The sequence below is a fragment of the Micromonospora sp. DT43 genome, from assembly GCF_049841645.1.
Lineage (GTDB): Bacteria > Actinomycetota > Actinomycetes > Mycobacteriales > Micromonosporaceae > Micromonospora.
Genome location: NZ_JBNCKR010000004.1, coordinates 215,665 through 241,675, shown reverse-complemented (window position 1 = coordinate 241,675; position 26,011 = coordinate 215,665). Strand labels below are relative to the sequence as shown.

General features: G+C 72.7%; 23 protein-coding genes. 10 read left to right on the top strand and 13 right to left on the bottom strand.

Going from position 1 to position 26,011, the window contains the following annotated elements; genetic code table 11:
- Positions 1–116: 116 nt before the first annotated feature.
- A complete protein-coding gene (locus ACLQ26_RS12640; protein ID WP_425744587.1) occupies positions 117–986 on the bottom strand; it encodes a hypothetical protein in 870 nt (289 codons plus the stop codon).
- A gap of 218 nt (positions 987–1,204) precedes the next feature.
- On the opposite strand from ACLQ26_RS12640, the gene ACLQ26_RS12635 reads away from it, so the two are divergent.
- Positions 1,205–1,420 (top strand): hypothetical protein, encoded by a 216-nt coding sequence (locus tag ACLQ26_RS12635; RefSeq protein WP_363684685.1) that lies wholly within the window; start codon positions 1,205–1,207, stop codon positions 1,418–1,420.
- A gap of 12 nt (positions 1,421–1,432) precedes the next feature.
- Here the strand turns inward: ACLQ26_RS12635 and ACLQ26_RS12630 are convergent, their stop codons facing one another.
- The 4 genes from ACLQ26_RS12630 to ACLQ26_RS12615 all read right to left on the bottom strand — a co-directional run bounded on the left by ACLQ26_RS12630 (position 1,433) and on the right by ACLQ26_RS12615 (position 4,900).
- Positions 1,433–1,861 (bottom strand): DUF3263 domain-containing protein, encoded by a 429-nt coding sequence (locus ACLQ26_RS12630; protein ID WP_425744586.1) that lies wholly within the window; start codon positions 1,859–1,861, stop codon positions 1,433–1,435.
- Positions 1,862–1,969: 108 nt separating this feature from the next.
- Complete coding sequence (locus tag ACLQ26_RS12625) at positions 1,970–2,986, bottom strand: ABC transporter permease subunit (protein ID WP_425744585.1); 1,017 nt, start codon at positions 2,984–2,986, stop codon at positions 1,970–1,972.
- Complete coding sequence (locus ACLQ26_RS12620) at positions 2,983–3,993, bottom strand: ATP-binding cassette domain-containing protein (protein WP_425744584.1); 1,011 nt, start codon at positions 3,991–3,993, stop codon at positions 2,983–2,985. Before ACLQ26_RS12620 ends, ACLQ26_RS12625 begins: the two co-directional genes overlap by 4 nt.
- Before the next feature lie 121 nt (positions 3,994–4,114).
- Entirely contained in the window at positions 4,115–4,900 is a 786-nt protein-coding gene (locus tag ACLQ26_RS12615) for a DeoR/GlpR family DNA-binding transcription regulator (protein ID WP_007465896.1), read from the bottom strand.
- 202 nt (positions 4,901–5,102) lie between these two features.
- Between ACLQ26_RS12615 and ACLQ26_RS12610 the strand changes: the two genes are divergently transcribed.
- Genes ACLQ26_RS12610 through nagA form a run of 3 tightly spaced genes read left to right on the top strand, consistent with a single transcriptional unit; the run spans position 5,103 to position 8,157 of the window.
- Positions 5,103–6,032: an SIS domain-containing protein gene (locus ACLQ26_RS12610; RefSeq protein WP_425744583.1), complete on the top strand. Its 930-nt coding sequence runs from the start codon at positions 5,103–5,105 to the stop codon at positions 6,030–6,032.
- Positions 6,029–7,051: an ROK family protein gene (locus ACLQ26_RS12605; protein WP_425744582.1), complete on the top strand. Its 1,023-nt coding sequence runs from the start codon at positions 6,029–6,031 to the stop codon at positions 7,049–7,051. Before ACLQ26_RS12610 ends, ACLQ26_RS12605 begins: the two co-directional genes overlap by 4 nt.
- Entirely contained in the window at positions 7,048–8,157 is a 1,110-nt protein-coding gene (gene nagA, locus ACLQ26_RS12600; RefSeq protein WP_425744581.1) for an N-acetylglucosamine-6-phosphate deacetylase, read from the top strand. The genes ACLQ26_RS12605 and nagA overlap by 4 nt, the downstream gene beginning before the upstream one ends.
- Positions 8,158–8,469: 312 nt before the next feature.
- Here nagA and ACLQ26_RS12595 read toward each other — a convergent pair whose 3' ends face one another.
- Complete coding sequence (locus tag ACLQ26_RS12595) at positions 8,470–9,693, bottom strand: DUF4032 domain-containing protein (protein ID WP_425744580.1); 1,224 nt, start codon at positions 9,691–9,693, stop codon at positions 8,470–8,472.
- A gap of 120 nt (positions 9,694–9,813) precedes the next feature.
- Here ACLQ26_RS12595 and ACLQ26_RS12590 point away from each other — a divergent pair, with 120 nt between their 5' ends.
- Together ACLQ26_RS12590 and ACLQ26_RS12585 are read left to right on the top strand one after the other, a co-directional pair.
- The gene (locus ACLQ26_RS12590; RefSeq protein ID WP_425744807.1) at positions 9,814–10,551 is read left to right on the top strand and encodes a phosphatase PAP2 family protein; all 738 of its coding nucleotides are present in this window, start codon (positions 9,814–9,816) and stop codon (positions 10,549–10,551) included.
- Positions 10,552–10,560: 9 nt separating this feature from the next.
- Positions 10,561–11,799 carry an APC family permease gene (locus ACLQ26_RS12585; protein ID WP_425744579.1) on the top strand — a complete coding sequence of 413 codons (1,239 nt, stop codon included), beginning with the start codon at positions 10,561–10,563 and terminating at the stop codon, positions 11,797–11,799.
- Positions 11,800–11,826: 27 nt separating this feature from the next.
- Here the strand turns inward: ACLQ26_RS12585 and ACLQ26_RS12580 are convergent, their stop codons facing one another.
- The 4 genes from ACLQ26_RS12580 to ACLQ26_RS12565 form a co-directional block, all read right to left on the bottom strand.
- A complete protein-coding gene (locus tag ACLQ26_RS12580) occupies positions 11,827–12,612 on the bottom strand; it encodes an ABC transporter permease (protein ID WP_425744578.1) in 786 nt (261 codons plus the stop codon).
- Positions 12,609–13,598, bottom strand: coding sequence for an ATP-binding cassette domain-containing protein (locus tag ACLQ26_RS12575; protein WP_425744577.1), 990 nt, complete (start codon positions 13,596–13,598; stop codon positions 12,609–12,611). Before ACLQ26_RS12575 ends, ACLQ26_RS12580 begins: the two co-directional genes overlap by 4 nt.
- A gap of 30 nt (positions 13,599–13,628) precedes the next feature.
- Positions 13,629–16,565 carry a BTAD domain-containing putative transcriptional regulator gene (locus ACLQ26_RS12570; protein WP_425744576.1) on the bottom strand — a complete coding sequence of 979 codons (2,937 nt, stop codon included), beginning with the start codon at positions 16,563–16,565 and terminating at the stop codon, positions 13,629–13,631.
- 116 nt (positions 16,566–16,681) lie between these two features.
- A complete protein-coding gene (locus tag ACLQ26_RS12565) occupies positions 16,682–18,742 on the bottom strand; it encodes an NAD-binding protein (RefSeq protein WP_425744575.1) in 2,061 nt (686 codons plus the stop codon).
- A gap of 95 nt (positions 18,743–18,837) precedes the next feature.
- Here ACLQ26_RS12565 and ACLQ26_RS12560 point away from each other — a divergent pair, with 95 nt between their 5' ends.
- From ACLQ26_RS12560 to ACLQ26_RS12545, 4 genes are all read left to right on the top strand, one after another.
- Positions 18,838–19,326, top strand: a complete 489-nt coding sequence (locus ACLQ26_RS12560; protein WP_425744574.1) for an MSMEG_6728 family protein — start codon at positions 18,838–18,840, stop codon at positions 19,324–19,326.
- 24 nt (positions 19,327–19,350) lie between these two features.
- Complete coding sequence (locus tag ACLQ26_RS12555; protein WP_425744573.1) at positions 19,351–20,904, top strand: FAD-dependent oxidoreductase; 1,554 nt, start codon at positions 19,351–19,353, stop codon at positions 20,902–20,904.
- A 66-nt stretch (positions 20,905–20,970) separates the two neighbouring features.
- Positions 20,971–22,179 carry a hypothetical protein gene (locus ACLQ26_RS12550; RefSeq protein WP_425744572.1) on the top strand — a complete coding sequence of 403 codons (1,209 nt, stop codon included), beginning with the start codon at positions 20,971–20,973 and terminating at the stop codon, positions 22,177–22,179.
- Positions 22,180–22,394: 215 nt separating this feature from the next.
- The gene (locus tag ACLQ26_RS12545; RefSeq protein ID WP_425744571.1) at positions 22,395–22,838 is read left to right on the top strand and encodes an HNH endonuclease; all 444 of its coding nucleotides are present in this window, start codon (positions 22,395–22,397) and stop codon (positions 22,836–22,838) included.
- A 67-nt stretch (positions 22,839–22,905) separates the two neighbouring features.
- Here the strand turns inward: ACLQ26_RS12545 and ACLQ26_RS12540 are convergent, their stop codons facing one another.
- From ACLQ26_RS12540 to ACLQ26_RS12530, 3 genes are all read right to left on the bottom strand, one after another.
- Entirely contained in the window at positions 22,906–24,396 is a 1,491-nt protein-coding gene (locus ACLQ26_RS12540; RefSeq protein ID WP_425744570.1) for a serine/threonine-protein kinase, read from the bottom strand.
- 80 nt (positions 24,397–24,476) lie between these two features.
- Positions 24,477–25,061 (bottom strand): hypothetical protein, encoded by a 585-nt coding sequence (locus ACLQ26_RS12535; RefSeq protein WP_425744569.1) that lies wholly within the window; start codon positions 25,059–25,061, stop codon positions 24,477–24,479.
- A 174-nt stretch (positions 25,062–25,235) separates the two neighbouring features.
- Complete coding sequence (locus ACLQ26_RS12530) at positions 25,236–26,003, bottom strand: enoyl-CoA hydratase/isomerase family protein (protein ID WP_425744568.1); 768 nt, start codon at positions 26,001–26,003, stop codon at positions 25,236–25,238.
- Positions 26,004–26,011 lie beyond the last annotated feature (8 nt).

The window sequence follows — 26,011 nt, the reverse complement described above, 5'->3', positions numbered from 1 at the left end:
TGCCGCAGTCTGCCGCCCCCATCGGCCGAAGTCCACCCCATTGGACATCCACTGGCGGTCCGGCCAGCGGTAGCGGCCGGTCGGGCGGCCCGGGTGTTCCTCATCACGCTCCGTTGTCATCCGGCCGGTCCGAAATCGCAGAACACGACCGAGGCGTCGTCGGTGGGTTTGTGCCTGCGCAGTCGGTCGGGGTGATCGCGTTCGGCGTCCCGGACCCGGTCGAGCAGCGCGGCCGGCCCGTCGGCGCTCAGCAGGTCCAGCAGTCCCGTCCAGTCGGTCAGCCCGAACTGCTCGACCGCGCTCGACGCGCCGTCGCTGAGCAGCGCCGCCCGGCGCAGGGCCGCAGGACCTCGGCGGGGCAGCGTCCCGGTCACCGCGTGGAAGGCCGCGTCCGGGTCGGCCGCCGCCACCCAGTAGCCGTGGGTGCGGTTCATCCGCTCCCGTTGGACGCCCACCGCGTGCCGGAAGCGCGCGACCGGGTCGGCCGTACCTGCCGGCACGGTGGCGACCGTCTGCCGCAGTTCGGCCATCGCCGTGTCGAGCCGGTCGTCGGTCACCACGCTCACCTGCCCGCCGACGTCCAGCACCAGAGGGCTGTCGCAGAGCACGAGGTAGTCCACCTGGTCGCCGCAGTCGCGCAGCAGGCAGACGGTGCTGGACGGGGTGCCCGGGTGGTCGAGGTCGCACTGCCCGCCGTGATCGGCACGGACGGCGAGGATGGCCGCGGCCAGGTTGCTGGTCAGACGGGCCGCCGGACGGACCGCCTCGGCCACGCCGATCCGGGCGGCCAGGTGACGGACGTACCACTCCGGCCCGTGGACGCAGCCGGTGTCGAAGCCGTCGGGCACTGTCGCGCCGTCCAGGACACCGACAAGCGGGCCGAACTGGAAGACCAGGTCCTCGTTTACCGGCCGGCCCGGCGCCGGCGTGGACGCGGAGCACACCCGCATCATCGCCGCGGCCCCCGTCGGGTTGCTGCCCCTCATCGCCCGCTCCCTCCGTCGGCCCGCGCCGCACGACGGCGGCCGGGACGGGACGTCGCGTACCCCTGGGACCTTGCCGCATTCCTGCGCCGGCCTGGTATCGCGGCAACCGGCGTTCGTGCGGCGGCGCCGGCGGTAGCGTGACAGATGTCTGGCCTCCGTGGTGTCCCTCCGCAGGTGGGAGGGCGGGTCGGGGCCGCCGTCGGCGACAGGGGGATCGCGTGTTGAAGCGGTTGCACGAATCAGGGCTCAAGGCGGATCACATGTACATGGCGGGCTTCGCCAGCATCGGTCTCTCGTTCGCCAGTTGGTTCCTCTCCAGGCACCTGGAGAAGGCCGGTGTCGCGCGCGCCGACAGGTGGGGCATCTTCATCGGCGAGTGGGCGCCGACGTTCTTCGCCATCGGCAACGGCCTGCAGGGGTACGAGAAGAGGTAGCGCCGGCGGCGGTCAGCGGCGGCGGTTGCGGGCCCGCGAGGAGCGCAGCCGGCGGAGCCGGCCGATGAGCACGGGATCGGCGGCAAGCGCCGCCGGATTGTCCAGCAGTCCGTTGAGCAGTTGGTAGTACCGGGTCGAGGAGATGCCGAAGGTGTCCCGGACGGCCTGCTCCTTGGCGCCGGCGTGCCGCCACCACTGCTGCTCGAAGGCGAGGATGGCCCGTTCTCGGGTGGTCAGGCCGACCGCCTGCGCGGCGGGCTCGGCGGGCTGCGCCTCGTCGTCGGCCGGTGCCGTGTCCTCGGCCGGCCGGACGTCGTCGGTGCTCTCGACGGGCGGCGCCGGTCGGGGGGCCGGGACGCTCGGCGTGCCAGCACCGGCCAGGTCGCCCGGACGAGCGCCGGTGGACGGCTCGGGAGCGGTCGGGGTGGCGTCGGCGGGCATGACGGTCAGCCTAACCAGGGACGACCACTGTCGCAGTAGCCGGCACGGCCGGCCCCGCACGTCGGGAACACCCGACGGCCGGGCCGGCCGCGCCGCTGTCGTCGTACGTCAGGTGATGTCTCGCCGCCGCATGCTCCAGACCGCGGCACCGAGGATCACGACCGTCCCGACCACGAGCAGCCCCGAGGACTGCTGCCAGGTGATGTCCAGGGTCGGTGGGTTGCACTCCCCGCTGTAGTTGAAGTTGCAGGAGTCGTAGTCCTGCAGGGTCACCTTCTTGGTCATCCAGGCCAGCAGGTAGGTGGGGAGCAGCCACGCCTCGGCCCACTGCACGCTTGCCATCTCCAGCAGGATGCCCAGGCCGAACTGGAAGACCACCATCACCGCGACCACGCCGCCGAGGGCCATCGCGGTGTGCCGGCCCAGGGAGGCCAGCGCGAACCCGATGGTGGTGAGCACGAGGACCAGCGCCACACCACGTAGCCCGGTCAGGGCGAACGACTGCCATGCCCCCGAGGTCATCTTCTCGGTGCTACCTCGGAACGTGGCGACCGCCCAGAATCCGGCGAACCAGAGCACCGCGGCGGGCAGCGTCACCGCCAGGATGCCGGTGAGCAGCGCGGCCAGCTTGGTGAACAGCACGGTGAGCCGCTTCGGCCGCCAGAGCAGCAGGTTCATCATGCCGCCGGTGCTCCACTCGGCACCGACGAAGGACGCGCCGACGATGAACCCGACCAGGGCGAGGATCGCCGCGAACGGGATGAGCGTCGCGTCGAACGTCTCCCGGAAGTTGAACGTCGAGGGCAGGAACCACTTCGCGTCGATCTGGTCCCGGGACGGGGGCGAGATCACCGAGCAGTCGTCGGGGTAGCGGCCGTCGTTCGGCGTACCGGCCGTCTTGGCCTGCTCGCAGTTGACCCGTTCCTGCTCGGCCCAGCGCACCTGATCCTGGTACTGCTGGTCGGCCTGACGCTCGGCCTTGGCGAGCTGACCGGCGTCGATCTTCTGGTTGGTGAAGAACACACCGACCACCACCGCGGCCAGCACCAGCAGGCCGAGCAGCGTCATGTAGCGGCTGAAGCGCCGCTTGGTCAGTCGGCGAAACTCAGTCCGAAAGAGGCTCACGCGCCCCACCCTCCTCCGGTGGCGCCGGGCTGACCCGTCCCACCGACCTTCATGGACTCGTCGACCTGGCGGGCCTGGCCGGGGACCGGCGCGGTGGCGGTCAGTTCGAGGAAGACGCTCTCCAGGTCGACCGCGATCGGGGCCAGCTCGCTGACGTACAGGTTCTGCTCGGCGAGCAGCCGGGTCACGGTGGCCGGCTTGTCGACGCCGGTAAGCATCAGGTGGTCCGGATGCCCGGCGACCCGGACCCCGGCCCGGGTGAGAGCCTCGGTTGCCGCCGGCAGGTCACTGACCGCCTCCAGGCGGACCCGGACGGCGCCGGACGAGTGCTGGGCGAGCACCTCGTCGACCGGGCCGAAGGCGACCCGGCGACCGAGCGAGATGATCGTGACCGAGTCGCAGATCAGCTGGATCTCACCGAGGATGTGGCTGGACAGCAGCACAGTCATCCCGGATTCGGCGAGCGTCCGCATCAGCGTCCGCATCTCCCGGATGCCGCCCGGGTCGAGGCCGTTGGCCGGCTCGTCGAGGATGAGAAACTTCGGGTTCTTCAACAGGGCGGACGCGACGGCGAGCCGCTGCTTCATGCCCAGCGAGTACGTCTTGACGCGCTCACCGGCCCGGTCGCGCAGCCCGACCAGCTCCAGCACCTCGTCGACCCGCGTGGCCGGCACCTCGCCGGCACCGGCCAGCAGGGACAGCGTGTCCCGTGCCGAGAAGTGCGGGAAGAACTGCGGGCTCTCCACGATCGCGCCGACCTGACCGGCGACGGTGGGCAGCGCGGCGGGAACCTCGTGCCCGAGCAGCGTCATCCGGCCGCCGTCGGGCCGGATCAGGCCGAGCAGCGTACGCAGCGTGGTGGTCTTGCCGGAGCCGTTAGGACCCAGGAAGCCGTGCACCTGCCCCGCGTCGACCCGCATGTCGAAGCCGTCGAGCGCGTTGCGGGTGCCGCGTCGACGACTCTTGTACGTCTTACGTAGACCTTCGATCTCCAGGACAGCAGGCAAGCTGCACCTCCCCCGATGGGTGGGCGTGACAGCCGACACCATACGCGGTATGCAGAGCCGCGCAATACCGGGTATGCATCGACACGCCGATCGATGCGTTTCATCGACGGAGCGTGACCGCTCAGGCGCAGACGACCTGCACGCCGGCCGCCCGGAAGGCGTCCACCACCTCCGGGTCCGCCCCGGAGTCGGTAACCAGCGTCTCGACGCGCTCCACCGGGCAGATCCGGGCGAAGGCGTGACCGCCCAACTTGGACGAGTCCGCGATGATCACGACCCGCTTGGCGCGGGCCACCATCAGGTTGTTCATGGCCGCCTCGCCCTCGTGGTGGGCGGCCGCGCCGAGCTGCGGGTCGATCGCGTCCACGCCGAGCAGCGCGACGTCCAGGGTGACCTCACGCAGCAGCGCACCGCCCAGCGGGCCGACCAGCTCGAACGACTTCGGGCGCACCACCCCGCCGGCCACCACCACCTTCATCCGGGACCGCACCAGCAGCTCGTTGGCGATGTTGAGCGCGTTGGTCACGACCGTGAGCTGGGCGCCCTCGGCGCTGGTGTTCAGGTCCGGACGGACGGCCAGGGCCCGGGCCACCTCCGTGCTTGTGGTGCCACCGTTGAGGCCGACCACGGTGCCGGGCGTGACGAGCGCCGCGGCGGCGGCGCCGATCCGCTGCTTCTCCGCCGAGTGCTTGGCCGTCTTGTAGCGCAGCGGCAGGTCGTACGAGACGCCGTTGGCGACCGCGCCACCCCGGGTCCTGGTGATCATCTGCTGCTGGGCGAGCTGGTCGAAGTCGCGCCGGATGGTGGCCTGGGAGACGTCCAGCCGCTCGGCAGCCGCCTCGACGCTGACCCGACCGTTGTCGGTGAGCATCTCCAGCAGGGCGTTCCATCTGGCGTACCGGTCCACCTAGGGGGCCCTCTCAGTGACTGCACGATCGGTGATTGATTGCGTGCACACTAGTGCGCGAAACTAGCCTGGCGCAAAAGGCCGTTCTGCGCGATCGGCCGGTCGGTTGCCACGGCCACCCCGCTTCGCGCAGAATAACGCGCGAAATGCGGGTGTAACGCGCCGTATTGCGCAGACAGGTCGGCTCGGCGAGGAGTTTCCCATGGCGTACGTGGACGCGGAGATCGCGAGCCAGCCCGACTGCTGGCGGGAGGCCGCCGAGCTGTCCGGTGTCGTCCGCGACGACCTCCCGCGCCCCGGCGAGCGGGTCGCCGTCGTCGGTTGCGGCACGTCGTGGTTCATGGCCATGGCGTACGCCGCCCGCCGCGAACAGGCCGGCCAGGGCGAGACCGACGCGTTCCAGGCGTCCGAGTTCCCCGCCGGCCGCCGCTACGACCGGCTCATCGCGATCACCCGTTCCGGCACCACCACGGAGGTGCTGGAGCTGCTCGCCGCGCTGCGCGGCCGTACGCCCACCACAGTCATCGTCGGCGACCCCGCTTCCCCGGCGGTCGAGCTGGCCACCGCCACCGTGGCCATGCCCTTCGCCGACGAGCGGTCGGTGGTGCAGACCCGCTTCGCGACGACCGCGCTGGCCCTGCTCCGGGCACACCTCGGTGACCCGGTGGCCGCGCTCGCCGCCGACGCCGAGGTGGCGGTGCGCTCCCCGCTGCCGATCGACCCGGCCACCATCGGGCAGGCCACCTTCCTCGGTCGGGGCTGGACTGTCGGCCTCGCCCAGGAGGCCGCGCTGAAGTGTCGCGAGGCGGCCACCTTCTGGGCCGAGGCGTACCCGGCGATGGACTACCGGCACGGCCCCATCTCGATCGCCGCACCGGGCCGGCTGGTCTGGGCGTTCGGCGAGCTGCCCGACGGGCTGCCCGAGGACGTGGCCGCCACCGGCGCGGCCTTCGTGCACAGCCGTACGCACGGCTGGCGCACGGTGCTCGGCAGCTGGTCGGCCGGTCGTACCCCGGTCGACCCGATGGCCGACCTGATCCTGGCGCAGCGGTTCGCGGTCGCGCTGGCGACCAGCCGGGGTCTCGACCCGGACGCGCCCCGGCACGTCAGCCGGTCCGTGGTGCTGGCGTGAGCGCGAGCGGCCGGGTGGTCGTCGCGCTGGACGTCGGCGGCACCGGCATGAAGTGCGCCCTGGTCCGGCCGGACGGCGTCGTCGTACACACCGAGCGACACCCCACCGACGCCGCGCGCGGCCCGGCGGCCGTTGTCGACACCATTCTGGACGTCGCGGAGGGGTTGGCCGCCACTGCCCGCGCCGACGGCCACACCCCGGTCGCGATAGGCATCGCCGTCCCCGGGGTGGTGGACGAGGCGCGCGGGGTCGCGGTCTGGTCGGCGAACGTGGGCTTTCGGGACGTACCCCTGCGGGACCTGGCGGTGGCGCGGCTCGGGCTGCCCACCGCGCTCGGCCACGACGTGCGCGTCGGTGGTCTCGCCGAGGCCCGGCTCGGCGCCGGACGCGGCGCCGACCACGTGCTCTTCGTGGCGATCGGCACCGGCATCGCCGCCGCGCACGTCGTCGACGGCGTGGCCGGAGTCGGCGCGCACGGCGCCGCCGGGGAGATCGGCCACATCATGGTGCGTCCCGACGGTCCGCGCTGCGGCTGTGGACGGCCCGGTTGCCTGGAGGCGGTCGCCTCGGCCGCCGCGATCGGCCGCCGCTACGCGGAGCTCGCCGATCATGGGCGGGCGGGCGCGGCGTCCTCGACCCCGGCCGCGGAACAGACATCCGGTGCTGCCGTGACGGCCGCCGTGGTGGCCGAGCGGGCCGCCGCCGGTGAACCCCTCGCCGCCCGCGTCTGGCAGGAGGCCGTCGACGCCCTCGCCGACGGTCTCGCCACCGGGCAGGCCCTGTTCGACGTGTCGACGATCGTGCTCGGCGGTGGCCTGGCCCAGGCAGGGGACGGGCTGCTCGGCCCGCTGCGGACGGCGCTGCACGAGCGGATGACCTTCCACCGGGAGCCGCGGCTGGTCGCGGCGGCCCTCGGCGACGAGGCCGGCTGCCTCGGCGCCGCCCTGCTCGCGCTGGACGCCGCGGGCGTCCGGGACACGGACGCCGCCCGCGTCCCCGACCATCAGGAGGAGCGATGACCGTACGGGTGAACGGCCGAGTGGTGACCCCGACCGGTGTCGTCCGGCAGGGCTGCGTCGAGTGGGACGGCGACCGGATCACGGCTGTGGCCGAATATCCGTCGGTCCGCGACGGGCACTGGATCCTGCCGGGCTTCGTCGACATGCACACCCACGGCGGCGGCGGGCACACCTTCACCACAGGCGACGCCGACCAGGCCCGCGCGGCGGCCGGCTTCCACCTGGCGCACGGCACCACCACGCTGCTGGCCAGCCTGGTCAGTGCGCCCTTTCCGGTGATGCGCGCGGCCACCGAGGCGTTCGCGCCGCTTGTCGACGAGGGCGTGCTGGCGGGCGTCCACTTCGAGGGCCCCTACCTCTCCGCCGCCCGTTGCGGCGCACAGAACCCGGAGTACCTGCGCGACCCGTCCACTGACGAGCTGACCGAGCTGATCGAGTTGGGTCGGGGCGCGATCCGCATGGTCACCCTCGCCCCGGAACGCGACGGCGCGCTGGAGGCGATCAAGCTGCTCACCACGCACCGCGTGGTAGCGGCCGTGGGCCACACCGACGCCACCTACGAGCAGACCCGCGCCGCGATCGCGGCCGGCGCGAGCGTGGGTACGCACCTGTTCAACGGCATGCGGCCCGTGCACCACCGCGAGCCCGGTCCGGTGGTGGCCCTGTTGGACGCGCCCACCGTGATCTGCGAACTGGTCGCCGACGGGGTGCACCTGCACGACGGCATGCTGACCTTCACCACCGCCACCGCCGGCCCCGACCGGGCCGCGCTGATCACCGACGCGATGGCCGCCGCCGGAATGGCCGACGGTGAGTACGAGTTGGGCGGTCAGGCCGTCACGGTGACCGACGGCGTGGCCCGACTCGCCCGCGACGGCGCGATCGCCGGCAGCACGCTGACCATGGACGCGGCGCTGCGGCACGCCGTGCACGCAGGGATTCCGATGGCCGACGCCGCACGGATGGTGGCCACCACCCCGGCCCGCGCCATCGGTCTGGGCGACCGCGTCGGTGCCCTCCAGGTCGGCCTCCGCGCCGACCTGGTCGTGCTCGACGACGACCTCAACGTGGTACGGGTGCTGCGCGGAGGCTCCTGGGTGGAGTGACCGGGCGCGCGGTGGCCGGGCGCGCGGTAGCCGGGCGCGCGGTGGCCGGGCGCGCGCTGGCCGTGACCCGTCGCCGCGCCGGTCCGACCTGGACTTCGCGTCCTTTGGAGCTGATCAGCTCAACGACATCGGCGCGTCCCTGAGGATCTCGAAGGAGAAGGGGGCCGATTCGTTCGCGACATCAGCTCCAAAGGACGCGACCACCTCCTCCGCCCTTCGCCGGCCACCAGCAGACGCCGAGAGCCACCGGCCACCGGCCGCCGGCCGCCGGCCGCCGGCCGCCGAACGCCAGCGGACGCCGAGAACCCCCGGTCAGCCCAGGGCGGGGACGTCGACGCCGAGCACGGCCTGTTCGTCGGGGCGATGCACCAGCACGTCGGCCAGGTACGACTGCACGGCGGGCGCCATTCCCACGTCCCGGCCGGCCTGCTCGGAGAGCAGCCACTTGTGCTCGATGATCTGCGCGAACAGCTCCTGCGGCTCCAGCTTGCGGCGCAGGTTCGCCGGCACGGCCCGGACCACCGGCTCGAAGACCTCGGTGAGCCAGCGGTGCGCCGCCTGCTGCTCGTCGGTCAGGTCGCTCTCCGCCCGGTACGCGTCCAGGTCGTTGAGCAGCTTGCGGGCCTGGTTCTCCTCGGCGTCCAGACCGGTGAGCCGCAGCAGCCGCCGGGTGTGGTAGCCGGCGTCGACCACCTTCGGCCGCACCAGGTAGCGCCCGTCGTCGATTGTCGACATGGCCACCTCGGCCACGTCGAAGCCCAACTCGTTGAGTCGGCGGATGCGACCCTCGATGTCGTGCCGGGCCTCCCGCTCGACTCTCTGCTCGTAGGTGATCTCGTGCCAGAGCCGCTCGTAGCGCTGCACGACCTCCTCGCAGACCACCTCCGGGTCGATGGACTCGTGCAGCAGGCCGGCGGCCTGCAGGTCCAGCGCCTCACCGAAGATGTTCACGCGGGCGATCTCCAGGTCCTCCCCGCGCTGCCCGTTGGAGAGCGAGTTGTGCAGAGCGCCCGTCTCGGCGTCCACCAGATAGGCGGCGAAGGCACCCGCGTCCCGGCGGAACAGCGTGTTGGACAGCGAGCAGTCGCCCCAGAAGAAGCCGGTCAGGTGCATCCGGACGATCAAGGCGGCGAGCGCGTCGAGCAGCCGGCTCATCGTCTCCGGGCGGAGGGTGTGCGAGAAGAGCGCCCGGTACGGCAGCGAGAACTGCAGGTGCCGGGTGATCAGCACCGATTCGAGAGGCTCGCCGTCCTCGGTCTGCCGGTCGGCGACGACCGCCACCGCCTCGACCGACGGGAAGTCGATGCGCTCCAGGGCTCGGAGCAGGTCGTACTCCCGCTCGGCGATCCGTTCGCGGGTCTCCTTGAACGCGTACACGTAGTCGCCCAAGCGGACAAAGCGGACGATGTGCCGGGAGATGCCCTGCGGCAGGGCCACCAGGTGCTGGGCAGGCCACTCCTCCAGCGGTGTCGACCAGGGTAGGTCGAGCAGCGCCGGGTCCACGAGGGCAGACGTGATCCGCACGGGCACAAGCATGACGGGTCGCCCCCCGTATCCGCCGCACATCGTGGCTTGGCCCACAGCGCCGCACACCCCGACCTCGCGTCGGCCCGGTAGCGTGGTCGCGTGCTCAAACCCTCGGCGGTACGACGTGACCTGCGGCTACGGCCCGTCCGCCCGGCCGGCTGGTGGTTCGACGCCCTCCTGCTTGTCGGTCTGGTCGGATTGACCGTGGCACTCGCCGCCGACCAGCTCTTCGGGCTGGACCGGGCGGTCGCCGACTGGGCCGACGCGCACCGGCCGACAGTCGCCTACTGGGTGGCCTGGGTGTTCAACCACCTCGGCCAGGGCTCCCCGCTGACCCTGATCGCCGCCGGTCTGGGCGTGCTGCTGGCCGTCCGGCTGCGGTCGGTGCGGCCGATCCTGCCGCCGGTGGTCGGGTTCGTGCTGACCTACCTGACGATCGGTCCGCTCAAGGTCTGGACCGCGCGGGCGGCACCGAGCGCCAGCGTCAAGGAGCCGAACCTGTCGCCCGAGCAGACCCTGCCCCTGTTCCACGACGACCTGCCGGTCCGGTTCGCCCAGTCCTACCCGTCGGGGCACGTCGCCAACGCCATCGTCTGGTACGGCGTGATCGCGCTGCTGCTGGCCCCGCTGGCCCGCAGCTTCGGCCGCCACCTGCCGGCCCGCCTGGTCACCGTGGTCCGCGTCGTGCCGCCGCTTGTCGTGCTCACCACCACCACGTACCTGGGTTGGCACTGGCTCACCGACTCGGTGGCCGGGCTGCTGCTGGGCCTGCTCCTGGACCGGCTGCTGCACCGGGTGCCCTGGGACGATCTGCCGCTCCCCGGCCGGCTACGGGAATGGGATCGGCCGTTCACCTCGTACCCCTAGGGTCGGTCCGTGGATCAGTTGGCGCGGCGGCTCGGCGTACCCGATGCGGTTGTCATCGGGTTGGGTTCGATGCTCGGCGCGGGCGTCTTCGTGGTCTTCGGCCCGGCCGCCGCGGCGGCCGGCGGCGCCGGGCTGCTGCCCGCGCTGGTACTCGCCGGCCTCATCGCCTTCTGCAACGCGACCAGCTCGGCGCGGCTTGCGGCCCGCTACCCGGAGTCCGGCGGCACCTACGTCTACGGCCGGGAACGCCTCGGCCCGTTCGCCGGTTTCGTGGCCGGCTGGGGTTTCGTGGTCGGCAAGACGGCGAGCTGCGCGGCGATGGCGCTGACCATCGGGGCGTACCTGTGGCCGGGGCAGGCCCGGCTGGTCGCGGTCGGCGCGGTGCTCGCGGTGACGGCTGTGAACCTACGCGGCATCGGCAAGACGGCCACCGCAACGAGGGCCCTGGTCGGCCTGGTGCTCGCCGTGCTGGCCCTGGTCGCGGTCGTCGGCGTGGTGGGCGGGCCGGTGCACCTGGATCGGCTCGGCGAACCCGGTGGCTCCGCCCGGGGTGTGCTCACCGCTGCCGGGCTGCTGTTCTTCGCCTTCGCCGGGTACGCGCGGATCGCGACGCTCGGCGAGGAGGTCCGCGACCCGCAGCGGACCATCCCCCGCGCGGTGCCGCTGGCGCTCGGGGTGGTGCTCGCGATCTACCTGGTCCTGGCAGTGGTCACGCTCGGCGTGCTCGGCGCCGACCGGCTGGCCGGTTCGGCAGCGCCCCTTGTCGACGTGGTGACCGCCGCCGGGCTGCCCGGCCTGGCCTGGGTGGTCCGCGCCGGTGCCACCATCGCCGTCGTCGGGGTGCTGCTGTCCCTGGTCGCCGGGGTCGGCCGGACCACCCTCGCGATGGCCCGTCGCCGCGACCTGCCCGGCGCGCTGGCCGCCGTGCACCAGGTGCACCAGGTGCCACACCGCGCCGAGCTGGCCGTCGCCGCCGTGGTGATCGTTGTGGTGCTGCTCGGTGACGTCCGCGACGCGATCGGCTTCTCGAGCTGCACGGTGCTCGTCTACTACGCGATCACCAACGCGGCGGCGCTCACGCTGGGCCGGGAACGGGAACGAAAGCTACCGGTGCAGGTGCTCGCCGGACTGGGGCTGGTCGGCTGCCTGCTGCTCGCGGTCAACCTGCCGCTGGGCAGCGTCCTCGCCGGGTTCGGCGTGCTCGCGGCCGGTGCCACCTGGTATGGGCTCCGCCTCGCGCGCCGGTGACCCGGAGAGGCCACCGGCGCGTGGGGTTCAGCGACTGAGCCGCTGGTAGCGGCGTACGGCCAGCGGAGCGAACGTCGCGATCAGCAGCACCGGCCACAGCACCGCCAACAGCAACGCGTGCTCCGCCGGCCAGGAATCACCACCCAGGCCCGGGTTGCCGAACAGCTCGCGGATCGCCGCCACGGTAGCCGACAACGGATTCCACTCAGAGATCGTCCCGATGACCGACGGCATCAGCTCGGGCGACACGAAAACATTTGAAATCGCGGTGAGCGGAAACGCCGCCGGGAAGACGATCACGCCGACGGTGTCCGGATTACGGACCAGAAGCGCCAGGTAGATCCCCATCCAGGTGATCGCGACACGCAGCAGCAGGAGCAGCCCGACGGCGAGTAACGCCTTGCCCACCCCGAGTCGCCACTGCCAACCGACGAGCAGGCCGCAGACCAGCAGGGTGGACATCTCCAGCAGGGCACGGAGCAGGTCGGCGGCGCTGCGGCCGGTCATCAGGGCGGACCGCGCCATCGGCATCGAGCGGAACCGGTCGACCACGCCCCGGCTGAGGTCCAGCGCCACGCCCGTCGCGGTGGCGCCGAGGCCGTACAGCATCGTCATCACGAAGACCCCGGGCAGCAGGAACTCGCGGTAGTTGCCACCACCCGACACCTGCATGCCGCTGCCGAACACGTACCCGAAGACCAGCACGAACATGATCGGCAGCGAGAAGTAGAGGATCAGCTCCTCCGGTGCGCGAATCACGTGGATCATGTTCCGCCTGGTCATCGTCCAGCCGTCGACCACCGCCGCCGTCATGCCACTCCCGCCTCTCGTCCAACGCCGACGGGCTCGCGGGCCTCGTCCGGTCGGTGCCCGGTCAGATGCAGGAACGCCTCGTCCAACGTCGCGCGCCGCAGGCCGATGTCCTCCACCACGATCCCGGCGGCGTCCAGCGCCCGCACCACGTCGACAAGCCCGGCGATCCGGTCGGCCACCGGCACGCTGAGCCGCCGCACCTCAGGATCGCGCTCCGGCTGGGCGGCACAGATAGACGCGACGATGCGGGCAGCCTGGGTCAGATCGGCCGCATCACGCACCACCACCTCGATCCGGTCGCCGCCGGTCATCGACTTCAGTTCGTCCGGCGAGCCCTCGGCCACCACCCGACCGGCGTCGATCACCGAGATCCGGCCGGCGAGCTGATCGGCCTCCTCCAGGTACTGCGTGGTGAGGAGGACTGTGGTCCCGTCCGTGACCAGGCCACGGACCAGGTCCCACACCTGGTTGCGGCTACGCGGGTCCAGGCCGGTCGTCGGCTCGTCGAGGAAGAGCACCCGCGGTGTACGGATAAGGCTGGCCGCGAGGTCCAGCCGGCGGCGCATCCCACCCGAATACTCACCTGCCGACCGACCCGCTGCCTCGTCGAGCCCGAACCGTTCCAGCAGTTCGTCGGCACGTTTGCGGGCCGCCCGTCGACCCAGCCGGAACAGCCGGCCGAACAACTCCAGGTTCTGCCGCCCACTGAGGGTCTCGTCGACCGCCGCGTACTGGCCGGTCAACGCGATCCGGGCCCGCACCTCGTCCGGCTGACGCCGCACGTCGAATCCGGCCACGGTGGCCCGGCCGGCGTCGAAGCGCAGCAGCGTGGTGAGGATCCGTACGGCAGTCGTCTTCCCGGCGCCGTTCGGCCCCAGCAGCCCGTACACCGTGCCGGTCGGCACGGTCAGGTCGAAGGTGTCAAGTGCCCGGGTCGGGCCGTACCGCTTGCCCAGCCCTTCGGCTGTCACGTCGAATGTCGTCATGCCGCCAGGGTGCGGTCGGGCGCTGACGGTTCACGCACCGTCCGCTGACGGCGGCGCACCAGGCCCGCTCGCCGCCCCGGCCTTCTCCTCCTCGGTGATCTGCTGAAGAAGGACGATGATCTCCGCGCGCGTCGCCTCGCCGACGTACCAGCCGGTGAGCCCACCGGCCAACGCCGATTCGCAGTGCTGCCTCGTCTCGGCGAGATCACCGTGCAGCCGGGCCACCTGGGCGAGGCCGAGTCGGGCGGCGGCCACGAACTCCGGCGCGCCACTGCCCTGCGCCAGGAGCAGCGCACCGGCGAAGTCGTCCCGGGCCGCCGTGAGGTCACCGGCACGCAGCCTTATCTCACCCCGCGTACGCAGCATGTCGGCCTGGTCGACGGCCGAGCCGAGTTCCTCGGCCAGGCCCATGGCCTGGTCCATGTGCTCGCCCGCCGCCTCCGGATCACCACGCCAGGCGGCCAGTTCGCCGAGCGCGCCGAGTGTGATCATGGAACCCCACCGGTCGCCGGTGCTCCGGAAGCCGTCGAGTGCGGTGGCCAGCGCGGCCTCGGCACGGTCTGACTGACCATCCCACATCTGCGCCGAGCCGTGTCCCATCGCGCCCAGCGCGTTGATCCAGGTGTCCGGGCCGACAAGCTGCCGCAGCTCGCGCATCAGCTCTTCGACGTCGTCCGGCCCGCCGGACGGCGGCCCGGTCGAGATCCCCGACAGATACAGCAGGAACGGTTGCCGAGGGGGGCGGTCGAGGCTGCGGATCACAGACCCCTGCGTACCGAGCGGCGGCAGGCGACCGGCACCGGCGAGCGAGGCGTTGTAGACGCAGAGCGTGAACTCCTCGCCCAACCCGGGCGGCGCCTCGGCACCGAGAACGTCGAGGACGTCGGCGGCCAGCCGGGCCCCTTCCCCACGCATGCCGCGCAACCACCAGTAGAACGACAGCGCGGCGACCAACCCGGCGGCCTCGGACGCGTCACCCGCCGCGGTGGCACGACGCAACGCCGCGTGCAGGTTGTCCCGCTCGGCGTCGAGCCGTCGCAGCCAGTGCAGCTGTTCGGCCTGCCGGAGGTGGTCGCTGGCGGTCCAGGCGAACTCCAGGAAGTACGAGGTGTGCGCACGACGTAGCTGGTCGGCCTCGCCGGCTTCGGCGAGACGTTCGGCGCAGAAGGCGCGCACCGTCTCCAGCATCCGGTAACGCCCACCGCTCAACTCCACGAAGGACTTGTCGACCAGACCGCTGAGCGCGTCGACGAACTCGGCGCTGGGGAGGCCGGAGACGCGTCCGGCGCCCTCAAGCGTCGCGCCGCCCGCGAAGACGGTCAGCCGGCGGGCCAGTGTGCGTTCGGCATCGTCGAGCAGGTCCCAGCTCCACTCGACCACGGCCCGGAGGCTGCGGTGTCGGGGCGACACGGCCCGGCTGCCCATGGACAACAACCGGAACCGGTCGTCGAGTCGGGCGGCCACCTCCGCGACGGGTAGGGCCCGGAGCCGCGCGGCGGCCAACTCGATCGCCAGCGGCAGGCCATCGAGGGTACGGCAGATTCGCAGCACCACGTCGACGTTGGCCGATGTGACGGTGAAGTCGGGTGCGACGTCCGCGGCCCGTTGGACGAAGAGGCGGACCGCCGCGTACTCGTCGGCATCCTCGGTCAACGTGTCCGGTGGCGGCAGGGTGAGCCCGGACAGCTGGCACAACGCCTCGCCAGCCAGCCCGAGCGGCTCGCGACTCGTGGCGAGCACCCGCAGCGCCGGACAGGCGCCCAGCAGTCGTGCGGCCAGCCGGGCCGCGTCGGCGACGACGTGCTCACAGTTGTCGAGCACCAGCAGCAACCGCCGCTCGGCAAGTGCCTCGACCAGTCGGTCGATGGCCTGTCGGCCCGGCTCGGCCGGGGCCCGCAGGCCCGCGTCCCGCAGGCCGAGCGCGCTCAGCACCGCCTGCGGTACGTCCGACCCGTCGGCCAGCCCGGCCAGCTCGACCAGACAGACCTCGCCGTCCGAACGGCCCGCCGCCTCGATGGCCAACCGGGTTTTGCCCGCTCCCCCGGGGCCGGTGAGGGTGACCAGCCTGCGCTCGCCGAGCAACGCTCCAACACGCGTGAGCTCCTCCTCCCGCCCGACGAACGTGGTGAGCTGGCTCGGCAGCGCCTGCTCGGTCGTCGGGCGCACGGCGGAGCTGCCCCCGCCGCGCAGCACGGCCCTGCTGCCATCGCCACGCGGCACGGCGGCACTCTCGTCGCCACGCAGCACCGCGAGGTGAACCGCGGCCAGCGCCGCCGACGGGTCGACCCCGAGCTGCTCGGCCAGGGTGCGCCGAGCGTCCTCGAACTCGGCCAGCGCCTCGGCCGTCCTGCCCTGCGTGGCCAGGGCGCTCATGAGGTGGCCTCGCGGGCGCTCCCGGAGCGGATACGCCACGACCAGTTGCCGCAGCTCGGGAACCAGTTTCGCGTGTCCGCCCAGCGCCAGCTCCGCCTCGATCCGATCCTCGGTGGCGGCCAGCCGCAGCTCATCCAGCCGGGCCGCCCGCGCGGGTACGCCTGCCACGTCGATGACGTCGGCCAGGGCGGGACCACGCCACAGCTCCAGCGCCTCGTGCAACACGGCCGCCGCGCGGTGCCAGTCGCCGTTGCCGAGCGCGCGACGCCCAGCCTCGGCGAGCCGCTCGAACCGGTACGCGTCGACATCCGCGGGGTCCACGGCGAGGCGGTAGCCGGCCGGGTGGAACTCGACCGGGATGTGCTCGGCGGGCAGGGCCTGACGCAGGCGCGACACCAGGGATTGGAGCGCATTGGCGGCACCCCGCGGCGGGTGTTCGCCGTACAGACCGTCGATCAGCCGCTCGGCGGACACCACCCGGCCCGTATCGAGCAGCAGGAGCGCCAGCAGCGCGCGCAGCCGTGGACCGCCCACGGCGACCTCACGCCCGTCGGCCAGCAGCACCTGGGTCGGCCCCAGGACGCGGAAGCGCATGGCACCGATTGTCACTCAGTAACAACAACCACACGAAGCCGCTGATCGGCTGGCCCGCGATCGTGCTGTAGAGCGGTATACCTGTGAGTCATAGTTATGACTCACAGGTATACCGCTCAACCACGTACATGGGGGACACCAGTCGAGTCGTCGTCTGTCGCTGTCGGCTCGGCCCCCGCGCCTCGGGCCGGAGGCACCGGGCGGTCGTCGCCCGGCGACGGCGGGGTCGGCACCGGGTGGGCCGCGCCGGGGGCCGATGCGGCGACCTCCTGATCGGTCGGCGTCCGCGGCGTCCCGGGGACCACCGCTGGCGCGGACGACTCCTCGCCGACGGCGAGACCAGCCGGGACGGCACCGGACGGGGTGGGCACGCCGCGGGGCATCGAACCGACGGAACCCGATGGCACAGGCACCCTCCCCGTAGCGGGCGGGGCGCAACGGCTGGTCAGCCAGTCCAGGCCACGCCGGCGGGCGACCACTGTGAGCCGGTCACCGGCGAAGATCACCTGCCGGGGATCGAGGTCCTTCCACCAGATCGTCTTCGTTTCGCCGGCCGGGGTCCGGGCGATCAGCCGGACCTGCCCGTCCCGGTTGACCAGGTCCAGGGGTCGACCGTCCAGCTCGGAGCCGGCGGCGACCGGCACCTCGGCCACCGGCAGCGCGTGCCTGTCGACAGGGATCGTGGTGATCACCGCGCGTTCGGTGAGCGCCCCGATGAAGGCCGGCGCGGCCAGGTAGGAGACCGACCGGGACACCCCCAGAGCGAAGGTCTCCTCCACCCGTTCGGCGAAGTCACCGTCGAAGAGCCGCAGCACCACCCGCAGGTCGTCCCGGAGATCGCGGGCGGCCAGCGCCGCCTCCAGGTTGGCGACGTCGTCGGTGGACGCCACCACGAGCGCCTGACAGTCGGCCACCGACGCGGAGACCAGGGTCTCGGGCAGCGCGGCGTCGCCGACGATCAGCGGCACCTCCAGTTGACGGGCCAGGGCGGCGCCGCGCGGCTCCGGGGCCTTGTCGATCGCCACCACCTCGACGTCGTACTCGCGCAGTTGCGCCATCACGCGGGTGCCGACGTTGCCCAGGCCGATCACCACCACGTGCCCGGCGCGGGCGGGTTGCAGGCGGCCGGTGTGCAGGGCCAGCCGGGCGTTGACGATGCCGTCCACCACCACGGCGGTGATCAGCGGGATCAGCGCCAACCCGGCCAGGTTGAGCACCACCTGCATGATCTGCGCGTCCGCCGCCTTGTCGGTGTCCGGGTCGGCGCCGCTGAGCGTGGTGACGAGCGTCAGGTAGAGCGCCTCCAGCGGAGAGACGTCCTCGGCGCGGGAGATCAGTGCCCCCAGCACCGCGATCAGCGCGAGCACCACCATCACCGCGACACCGATCTTGCGGGTGGCGAAACCGCGTACCGCTCCCAGCACCACAGTGACCGGGCGACGCCGCCGACGCGCGCGGACCAGCCGGCGGGCGGCGACCTCGGTGCCGGGTGGTTGACCGGTCGCCTCGGCGAGCACCAGGTCGGCGCCGGCCTGCTCGGCGGGCAGCAGCTCCACCCCCTGCGCCTCGGTGAGGTGCGCCAACGCACAGACCACGTCCTGCGGTCGGACGTCGGCCCGCCGCGCCACCCGCAGGGTCTTGTCCCGATGTTGGAAGGAGCTGGGGTCGACCTCGTTGAGCGCGGCGGCCACGAAGGCAGGCGCGGCCATCTCGGCGTCGGAGAGCACCTCGACGGGCGCCTTGAGCAGCTTGCGTACACCGTCGGCGAGGGTGCCGTTGAACATTCGCAGCACCTGTCGGACCCGCTGGTCGACGGCCTGGGCGCAGAGCGCGGCGTGCAGGTTGCCCACGTCGTCCTGGTGCAGCAGCGCCAGCCCGGTCGCCCCGGCCAGCCCGGCGGCCTCGAAGGTCGCCACGTCCAGCCGGTCCGAACGGACCACCCGGACCCCGCGCAGCCCGGCCACGTCCGGCCCGTTGCTGCGGTAACGCTCCGGCACGACGACTGTCACCCGGGCCCCACCCGCCGGCAGCTCGGATTCGAGCATCGCCCGGGCCACGTAGTAGGCGAGCGCGTCCTTCCCGCAGATCACGTAGTGCGGGCGTGGATCACCGACGGACCGCAGCCGCCAGTTCCACTCGACCGCCCGTCGCGCCCGGTCCCGCCACGGCTCCGCCATGCCCGGATCGTAACCAGCACGACCACACTGGGCGACCCCGCCCGGATCATCCCGTGACCAGGCATGCCCGCCCCGGGGCCGGGTAGAGCAGCGCCATGCAGACGTTCCTCCCGTACCCGGACTTTCTGGCCAGCGCCCGTGCGCTGGACCAGAAGCGGCTGGGCAAGCAGCGGGTGGAGGCCATCCAGGTGCTGCGCGGCCTGACCCGACCCGGGTACGTCTGGCGCAACCATCCGGCGGTGAAGATGTGGGCCGGGTACGAGGAGGCGCTCGTCCGCTACGGGCTGGACATGTGCGCGGTCTGGACCGAGCCGGGGCGCGCCGACACCTGCGCCACCACGCTTACCGTCGACCTCGCCGACGCCTGCGGGGCCGGGGTGATCCGGACCCAGGACGAGCTGGCCCGCGCCGGTGACCTGCCATCCTGGCTGGGCCGCGACGACCTGCACCTGAGTCACCGCTCGTCACTGCTGCGCAAGGACCCGACGCACTACCGCCCGCTGTTCGGCGACGACGTGCCGGAGGATCTGGAGTACGTCTGGCCGGCCTCCGACCGCCCCCGCCGTTGCCTGCCGGCCGACTGAACCGCTGTGGGGCAGACTGGCCCCATGGCGCTGTCGCAAGTGGTAGGTCGGCTGATCGGCGTACGGCAGCATCAGGTGGACCCGGGCGGCGGTGGCGCCGACCGCGTTCCGCGACCCACCACGGCGCTGGTGGTGGGGGGCGGCATCGCCGGCATGTCGGCGGCGGTGGTGCTGGCCGAGCGGGGTGTGGCGGTCACGGTGCTGGAGGCGGCACCGACGCTCGGCGGTCGGCTGGGCGCCTGGCCGGAGGCCCTCGCCGACGGCAGCCAGCGAAACGAGCACGGCTTCCACGCGTTCTTCCGGCAGTACTACAACTGGCGGTCCATCCTCCGCCGGATCGACAGTGACCTGGGCTTCCTCAAACCGATCCCGGGCTATCCGATCCTCAGCGCCCGGTGGCCGACCGAGGAGTTCGGCAAGCTGCCGCCCGCGCCGCCGGCGAACCTGCTGGCGCTGCTGCTGCGCAGCCCGAGCCTACGTCTGAGCGATCTGCGGTCGATGGACCGGGACGCGGCGTTGCCGCTGCTCACCTACGACCCGGTCCGCACCTACGCGGAGTTGGACGACACCACAGCCGACGAGCTGTTGGCGTCGCTGCGGCTGCCGGACCGGGCGCGAGCGATGCTGTTCGAGGTCTTCTCGCACTCGTTCTTCAACCACGAGGCGGAGATGTCGGCGGCCGAGATGGTCGCCCAGTTCCACTTCTACCTGCTCGGCAACCCGGAGGGGTTGGCCTTCGACTGCCCCGACGAGGACTACGCGACGGCGATCTGGGAGCCCCTGACCCGGCACGTGGAGAAGCACGGCGGCCGCGTTCTCACCAGCAGCGCCGCCACCGGGGTGCGCCGCGACGGCGACGGATGGCGGGTGACGACCACCGACGGGGGCAGCCATCCGGCGGGTCACGTCGTGCTCGCCGTCGACCCGCCCGCGCTCGCCGCGCTTGTCGCGGCCTCGCCGGACCTGGCCGGGCAGGCACCCGAACTGGCCGCGCGGATGTCGGCCTTCGGCACCCCCGGCCCCCCGTACGCGGTGGCGCGGTACTGGTGTGACGGGGACGTGGCCGCCGAGCGGGCGGTGTTCAACGGGGTGTCCCGCCAACCCACTCTGGACTCGGTGACGCTCTACCACCGGCTGGAGAACGAGCCGCGGCGCTGGGCGCAGCGGACCGGCGGGTCGGTCATCGAGCTGCACGCGTACGCCTGCGAGCCCGACGTGCCTGCTGAGGAGTTGGCCGAGCGGATGCGCCGCGAGCTGGTCGAGCTCTGGCCGGAGGCCGGCGACCTGCGGGTCCGTGAGCTGCGGGCCCGGGTGGAGGCGCAGGCGCCGGCGTTCACGCCGGGCAGCCACGCCTGGCGTCCGGGGGTCCGCACCGAGGCGCCCGGTGTCTACCTGGCCGGCGACGGGATCGCCACGGACTTCCCGAGCGCCCTGATGGAACGCTCCGCGGCCACCGGGATCATCGCGGCGAACCACATCCTGCGCGCGGAGGGCGCCGCGGCCGAGCCGGTGCGCTCGATCCGACCGCGCGGGCTGCTGGCCGGTCGCGCCGGGCAAAAACAACAAAACACAACATAAGCCACCGTACGCTGCCGTACGCTCGAATGATCAACCGTCGATCGGCCGGGCGGGAGGGCAGCGGAGATGTCACCACTGCACCGCGCCGGCACGGGAAACGGCTCGTCGATCGACGAGATCGGCCGCGGCGACGCGTACCCGCTGATCCGCGACGAGCGCGCCTGCATCGTCACCGCGCTCCGGCTGGGCTGGTGGATGGCGGACGCCTACCACCACGGGCAGCAGGCGGAGCCGCGCGCCTTCGTCGACGCCCGCCCGGCCGTACCGCCGGCCAAACTCTCCAACCTCACCGAGATGTCCACCCACCGGCGGATGCGGATGTACCTCGACGGGGTGGACGTCGCACTGGCCCAGATCGCCGACCTCACCCGGCACACCAGGCCGGTACCCGACACGTCGGCCGCCCGAGCCCTGCTGCCCGACCCGGGGCAGCCCGACCCCGCCGACCCGGTGCCGCTGCTGCTCGCCCTCGACGACCTCAACGTGGAGGTGCTGCGGTGGGCGATGGCCGCCAACCATCGGGTCGGGCTGGCCTACCGGCTGGGCCGATCAGTGGCCGACACCGTCCGGGCCGGCGACGTCGCACAACTGCTGCGACAGTTCGGGGGCCGGCAGGTCCAGATCAGCAGGTGGTTGGACGAACTGGCCACCGTCCTGCCGCCGTACTCGGCCGCGGTGGTGCGCCGGTCGCTTGCCGCCTGGTCGAACACTGTCGACCGGGCCGGCCACGGCGACCCGGCCGTGCCGGCGCCCGCCGAGCTGAGCCGGGCCCTGCGCGGCCAGGGCGACCTCTGGCGCGACGTGCTCACCGGCGGCCTGCACCCGCGCGACCTGCTCGACGAGGAGGACTACGCGGTGATCGCCAAAAATCTGATCATCCGGGACCGGCGGCTGGTGGCGCAGGCTGCGCGGGGCATCTTCTGGCCGGTGCTCGTACCCCTGCTGTTGGTGCTCTTCGCGGTCGTCGGAGTGAGCGCTGCCGCGGCCGCCGGCTCACCGACCACCCGGGCCACAGTCGCCCTGGTGGGTCTCGGCGCCGGACTGGCCGCGATCTGGCGGTCGGTCTCCGGGCCCGCCCTGGCGGTCGCCAGTGAGGTCAACCGGCCCCTGCTGGACAGCGAACTGACCGCACGGATGGCCCTACGGCTGAACCGGCCGCTGACCATCGCCCAGGCCGCGGTGAAAGCGGCTCCCCGCACCCGTCGCCAGCGGCGTCCCGAGGAGGCCGGCCGATCGAAATACGTTGCCGGTACCTCCCGCGTCGACCTACCGTGATCACGCAAGGTCAACCACCGCCACGGGAGCAGATCATGACGATGTCGCACGCCAGCACCGTGCCGTCGTCGGCGTTGCCCGGCAACGGTTGGCGAGCGGAAGACCCCCGGGCGGGCCGGCCCGACTGACGCGTACCCGTACGCGCCGAGCCGCCCGTCCGAAAGCCTGGACCGGGCGGCTCTTCGCTGTCCGGCACCATCTGGAAAGGAGTCCCGGTGGACGCCGTCCTCGTCGTCAACGCCGACCTCGGCCCGTTGCACCGGGTCACCGTTCAGCACGCCGTCCGGATGCTCTGCCGCCGGGTGGCCGAGATCCACGAGGCGGAGCCCGACCAGCTGATCGGTGTCTTCCCGCTGCCCCGGGTGGTGCGGCTGGTCCGCTACGTGGTCACCCGGTGGCGGTTCAACTCCGGGCCGGCCTGGTCCCGGGCAGGGGTGCTGCGCCGCGACGAGCGCTGCTGCGCGTACTGCGGTGGGGCCGCATCGACGATCGACCACATCCTGCCGCGCTCGCGGGGCGGCCGGAACACGTGGCGAAACACGACCGCCGCCTGCTACGGCTGCAACCAGCGCAAGGGCGACCGCACCCCGGCGGAGGCGGGCATGCCGCTGCGCCGGGAACCGGTGAACCCGGGCTGGGCGTCGCTGGCCGGGCGGTGACCGACCGGCCGGCGGGAACGGGGGGCCGCGTCGGGGTACGCCCCGGCGCGGCACCCGCCGGCCCCGGTCAGAGGTCGCGTTCCGTGACCTTCGGCTTCGGGCGGCCGTTCGCGCAGTGCGTACGGATCTCGCTGCTGTGCGCTGCCGAGGTCAGCTCGACCTGGAGCTGCTTCGCCGGGCCCGGGTCGTACGGCGCCACCTGATAGCCCGGCGCGGGCGTCACCGTGAGCAGTTCGGCCGATCCCCCGAGGCAGCGAACGCTGACCGTCCCGCCCTGCGTCTGCACGGTGACCACCACGGGATCGGTGGGCGTGGGCGTCGGTCTGGGCCTGGGCCTGGGCGCCGTCGATGCAGGGGTGGACCTTTCACCGGGACCCGTCGGTGGGCTGGTCCCGGGGATGGCGGGGATTTTCCGGGCCGACGGGCCGGTCGGCGGAGGGGCCACGGATGGTTCGGGCTGTTCGACGGTCTGTGGCAGCCCCACAGTGGTGGTGCCACCCGTGCCGATGCCTGTTCGCGGGTTGGTTCCGTCGTGCTGCCGCCTGCTGTAGTCGCCCAGCGACCCGGCAAGCGCCACCGCGGCGATCACCGCGCCGCCGACAGTCAGCACCGCCCGGTGCCGGCGGCGGGTCGGTCGCCGGGAGGTGCCGGTCGGGCGGGGTCCCACGCCGGTGCCCGGCTCGGCCGAGGCGTCGTCGGCCACCTCGGTCACCTCGGCCGGGGAGGAACCCTGTGGCGTCTGCGTGAGTTGTTGGCCCGCGGCGAGCAGGATGCGGGCCGCCTCGGCGGCCGGGGGCCGGTCGGCGGGATCGAGGGCCAGGCACCAGCGATAGAGCCTGTGGATCTCGGGCGGCACTCCAAGGATCTCGGGGAGCGGATCCGGCTCGACGTGGACGTGGGCGCGGAGCATCCCGGCCTGCGCCTCGGTGGCCCAGGGCAGCCGGCCGGTGAGCGTCCGGTACAGGAGCAGGCCGAGGGCGTACACGTCGCAGGCCGGCAGCACCTCTCCGGCCGCCAGCCGTTCGGGAGCGAGGTAGGCGGGCGTGCCGAGCAGCCGTCCATCGAAGTCGATCTCCGGGTCGCCGATGGCCGCCGCGATGCCGAAGTCGAGCACCTTCGCGCCGGTGGGGGTGAGCATCACGTTGCCCGGCTTGACGTCGCGGTGCACCAACCCCTGGGCGTGCGCGGCTTCGAGTGCCGCCGCCACCTCGGCGCAGACCCGCAGCCCGGCGCGGGGTGGCAGCGGCCCGGCGACCAGCCGTTGTTCGAGGGTGACGCCGTTGAGCAGTTCCAGCACCACGAACGGGACCTGGACACCGTCGACGACCGACTCGCCGAAGTCGTAGACGCTTGTGACGTGCGGATGCGACAACCGGGCCGCCGCCTTTGCCTCGGCTCGGATCCGCTGCCGGGCGTTGCCGTCCGAGGCGACGAGCACCTTCACCGCGACGTCCCGTTCGAGCACCTCGTCGTACGCCCGGTGGACCGCGGACATGCCCCCGCTGCCGAGGCGCTCCAGGAGCCGATAGCGGCCCGCAAGCAACCGATCACGCTGCACGACGGACAGCCTGCCGTACCGCTCCGATCCGGTGCCACCCGGGATCGAGGTTTCGCAATGGGTGAAACCCGCGGCGGCGGTTACTGTCCGGTCAGGTCCGGGTGGGCGCGCAGGAACGCCTCGGCCCGACGGGCGTCCCGGATGACCAGAACGATGGCCACCGCGCCAGCCACCGCGACCACTCCGCTGAACACCGCCCAGAACGGCGCGAATCGCATCAGCGCCTGACCGACGCTCACCGTCATCAGGCCTGCCATCAGGCCTGCCGACCAGCGGTTGCCGGCCATCTGTCGGGCCATCTCCTCGAGGAGCACCGCATCATCGCCGGCCTCGGGTGTCCCATGTCTGACCTGCCGCCCGAGCCGCAAGCGGTGCGACCAGCTCAGCGTCAACAGCCGCGACCGGCGCGCGGCCCGGTACCGACCGGAGCGCACGGTCCAGACGAGCGCGCCGATCTCCACGGCCAGCCCGATCAACGACAGGGTGGCGCCGAGAACGAAAGCCCAGGGGGGTGGATCACCGTCGAAGGCAGCGGTGTCGTCGCCACCGACCGCCACACCGACGCCCAGCGCGGCAACCACGCCGCCCACCAGCAGGGCAATCAGCAGGACGAGAAGGCGTGGCCTCCGCCCGGAGCCCTCTGAATTCGTGATCGGCGTATCCATTCTGACCCCCGTTCCCCGTTGGTCCGGGATACCCGTCGATGGCTGCGTGCCAAACGGGCTCGGCCCGACTGTTGGGCCTTCGCGCGGCCCGCAGGTATCCACTGCGGCCGGGCGGGTGGGTGGGTCGCCGGCGGAGCAGGCGGCCGGCCCCGGTCGCGCGCGGCGGCGCAGCCGTCAGCCGTCGGAGGGCGCTCGCCAGGCGAAGCGGGGTGCCCGGCGCTCCGCCATGGCCGCCACGCCCTCGCGGGCCTCGCCGCTGTCCCTCACCTTGCGGTGCCACCAGGCGATCCGCGCCGGTCCGGCCCGGTCGTCGATGATCTCCTTGGCGGCGGTGACGCTCAGCGGCGAGCGCTGGGCGATAGTGGCGGTGAGATCGTCCACCCGCGCGGCGAGCCGGTCGCCCGGCAGCACCTCGTCGACGAGGCCGATCCGCAGGGCGCGGTCGGCGTCGATCATCTCGGCGGTGAACAGCAGGTGCTTCGCCGCCGACGGGCCGACCAGCCGGGCCAGCCGGCGCGTGGTCGGTGCCGGATAGACCAGCCCGAGCCGGGCCGGGGGTACGCCGAAGCGGGCGTCCTCCGAGGCGATCCGCAGGTCACAGGCGACCGCGAGCTGCGCGCCACCTCCGACGCAGGCGCCCCGGATCGCCGCGACCGTCGGCTTGGCGAAGCCGGCCAGCCGCTCCTCGGCGGCCACTGCGATGCTTGTGTCGCCGGCGTCCAGCAGCTCGGCCAGGTCGCCGAGGTCGGCGCCGGCACAGAAGGCGTCGTCCGCGCCGGTGAGCACCAGGGCCCGTACGTGGGGGTCGGGCTCCAGCCGGTCGAGCAGCTCGGGAAGTTGGCGCCACATGGCCGCCGTCATCGCGTTGCGACGGGCCGGGTTGTGGATCACCACGGTCGCCACCGGCCCGGAAACCGTGACCGTCAACTCCGCACCCGCCACAGACCCAC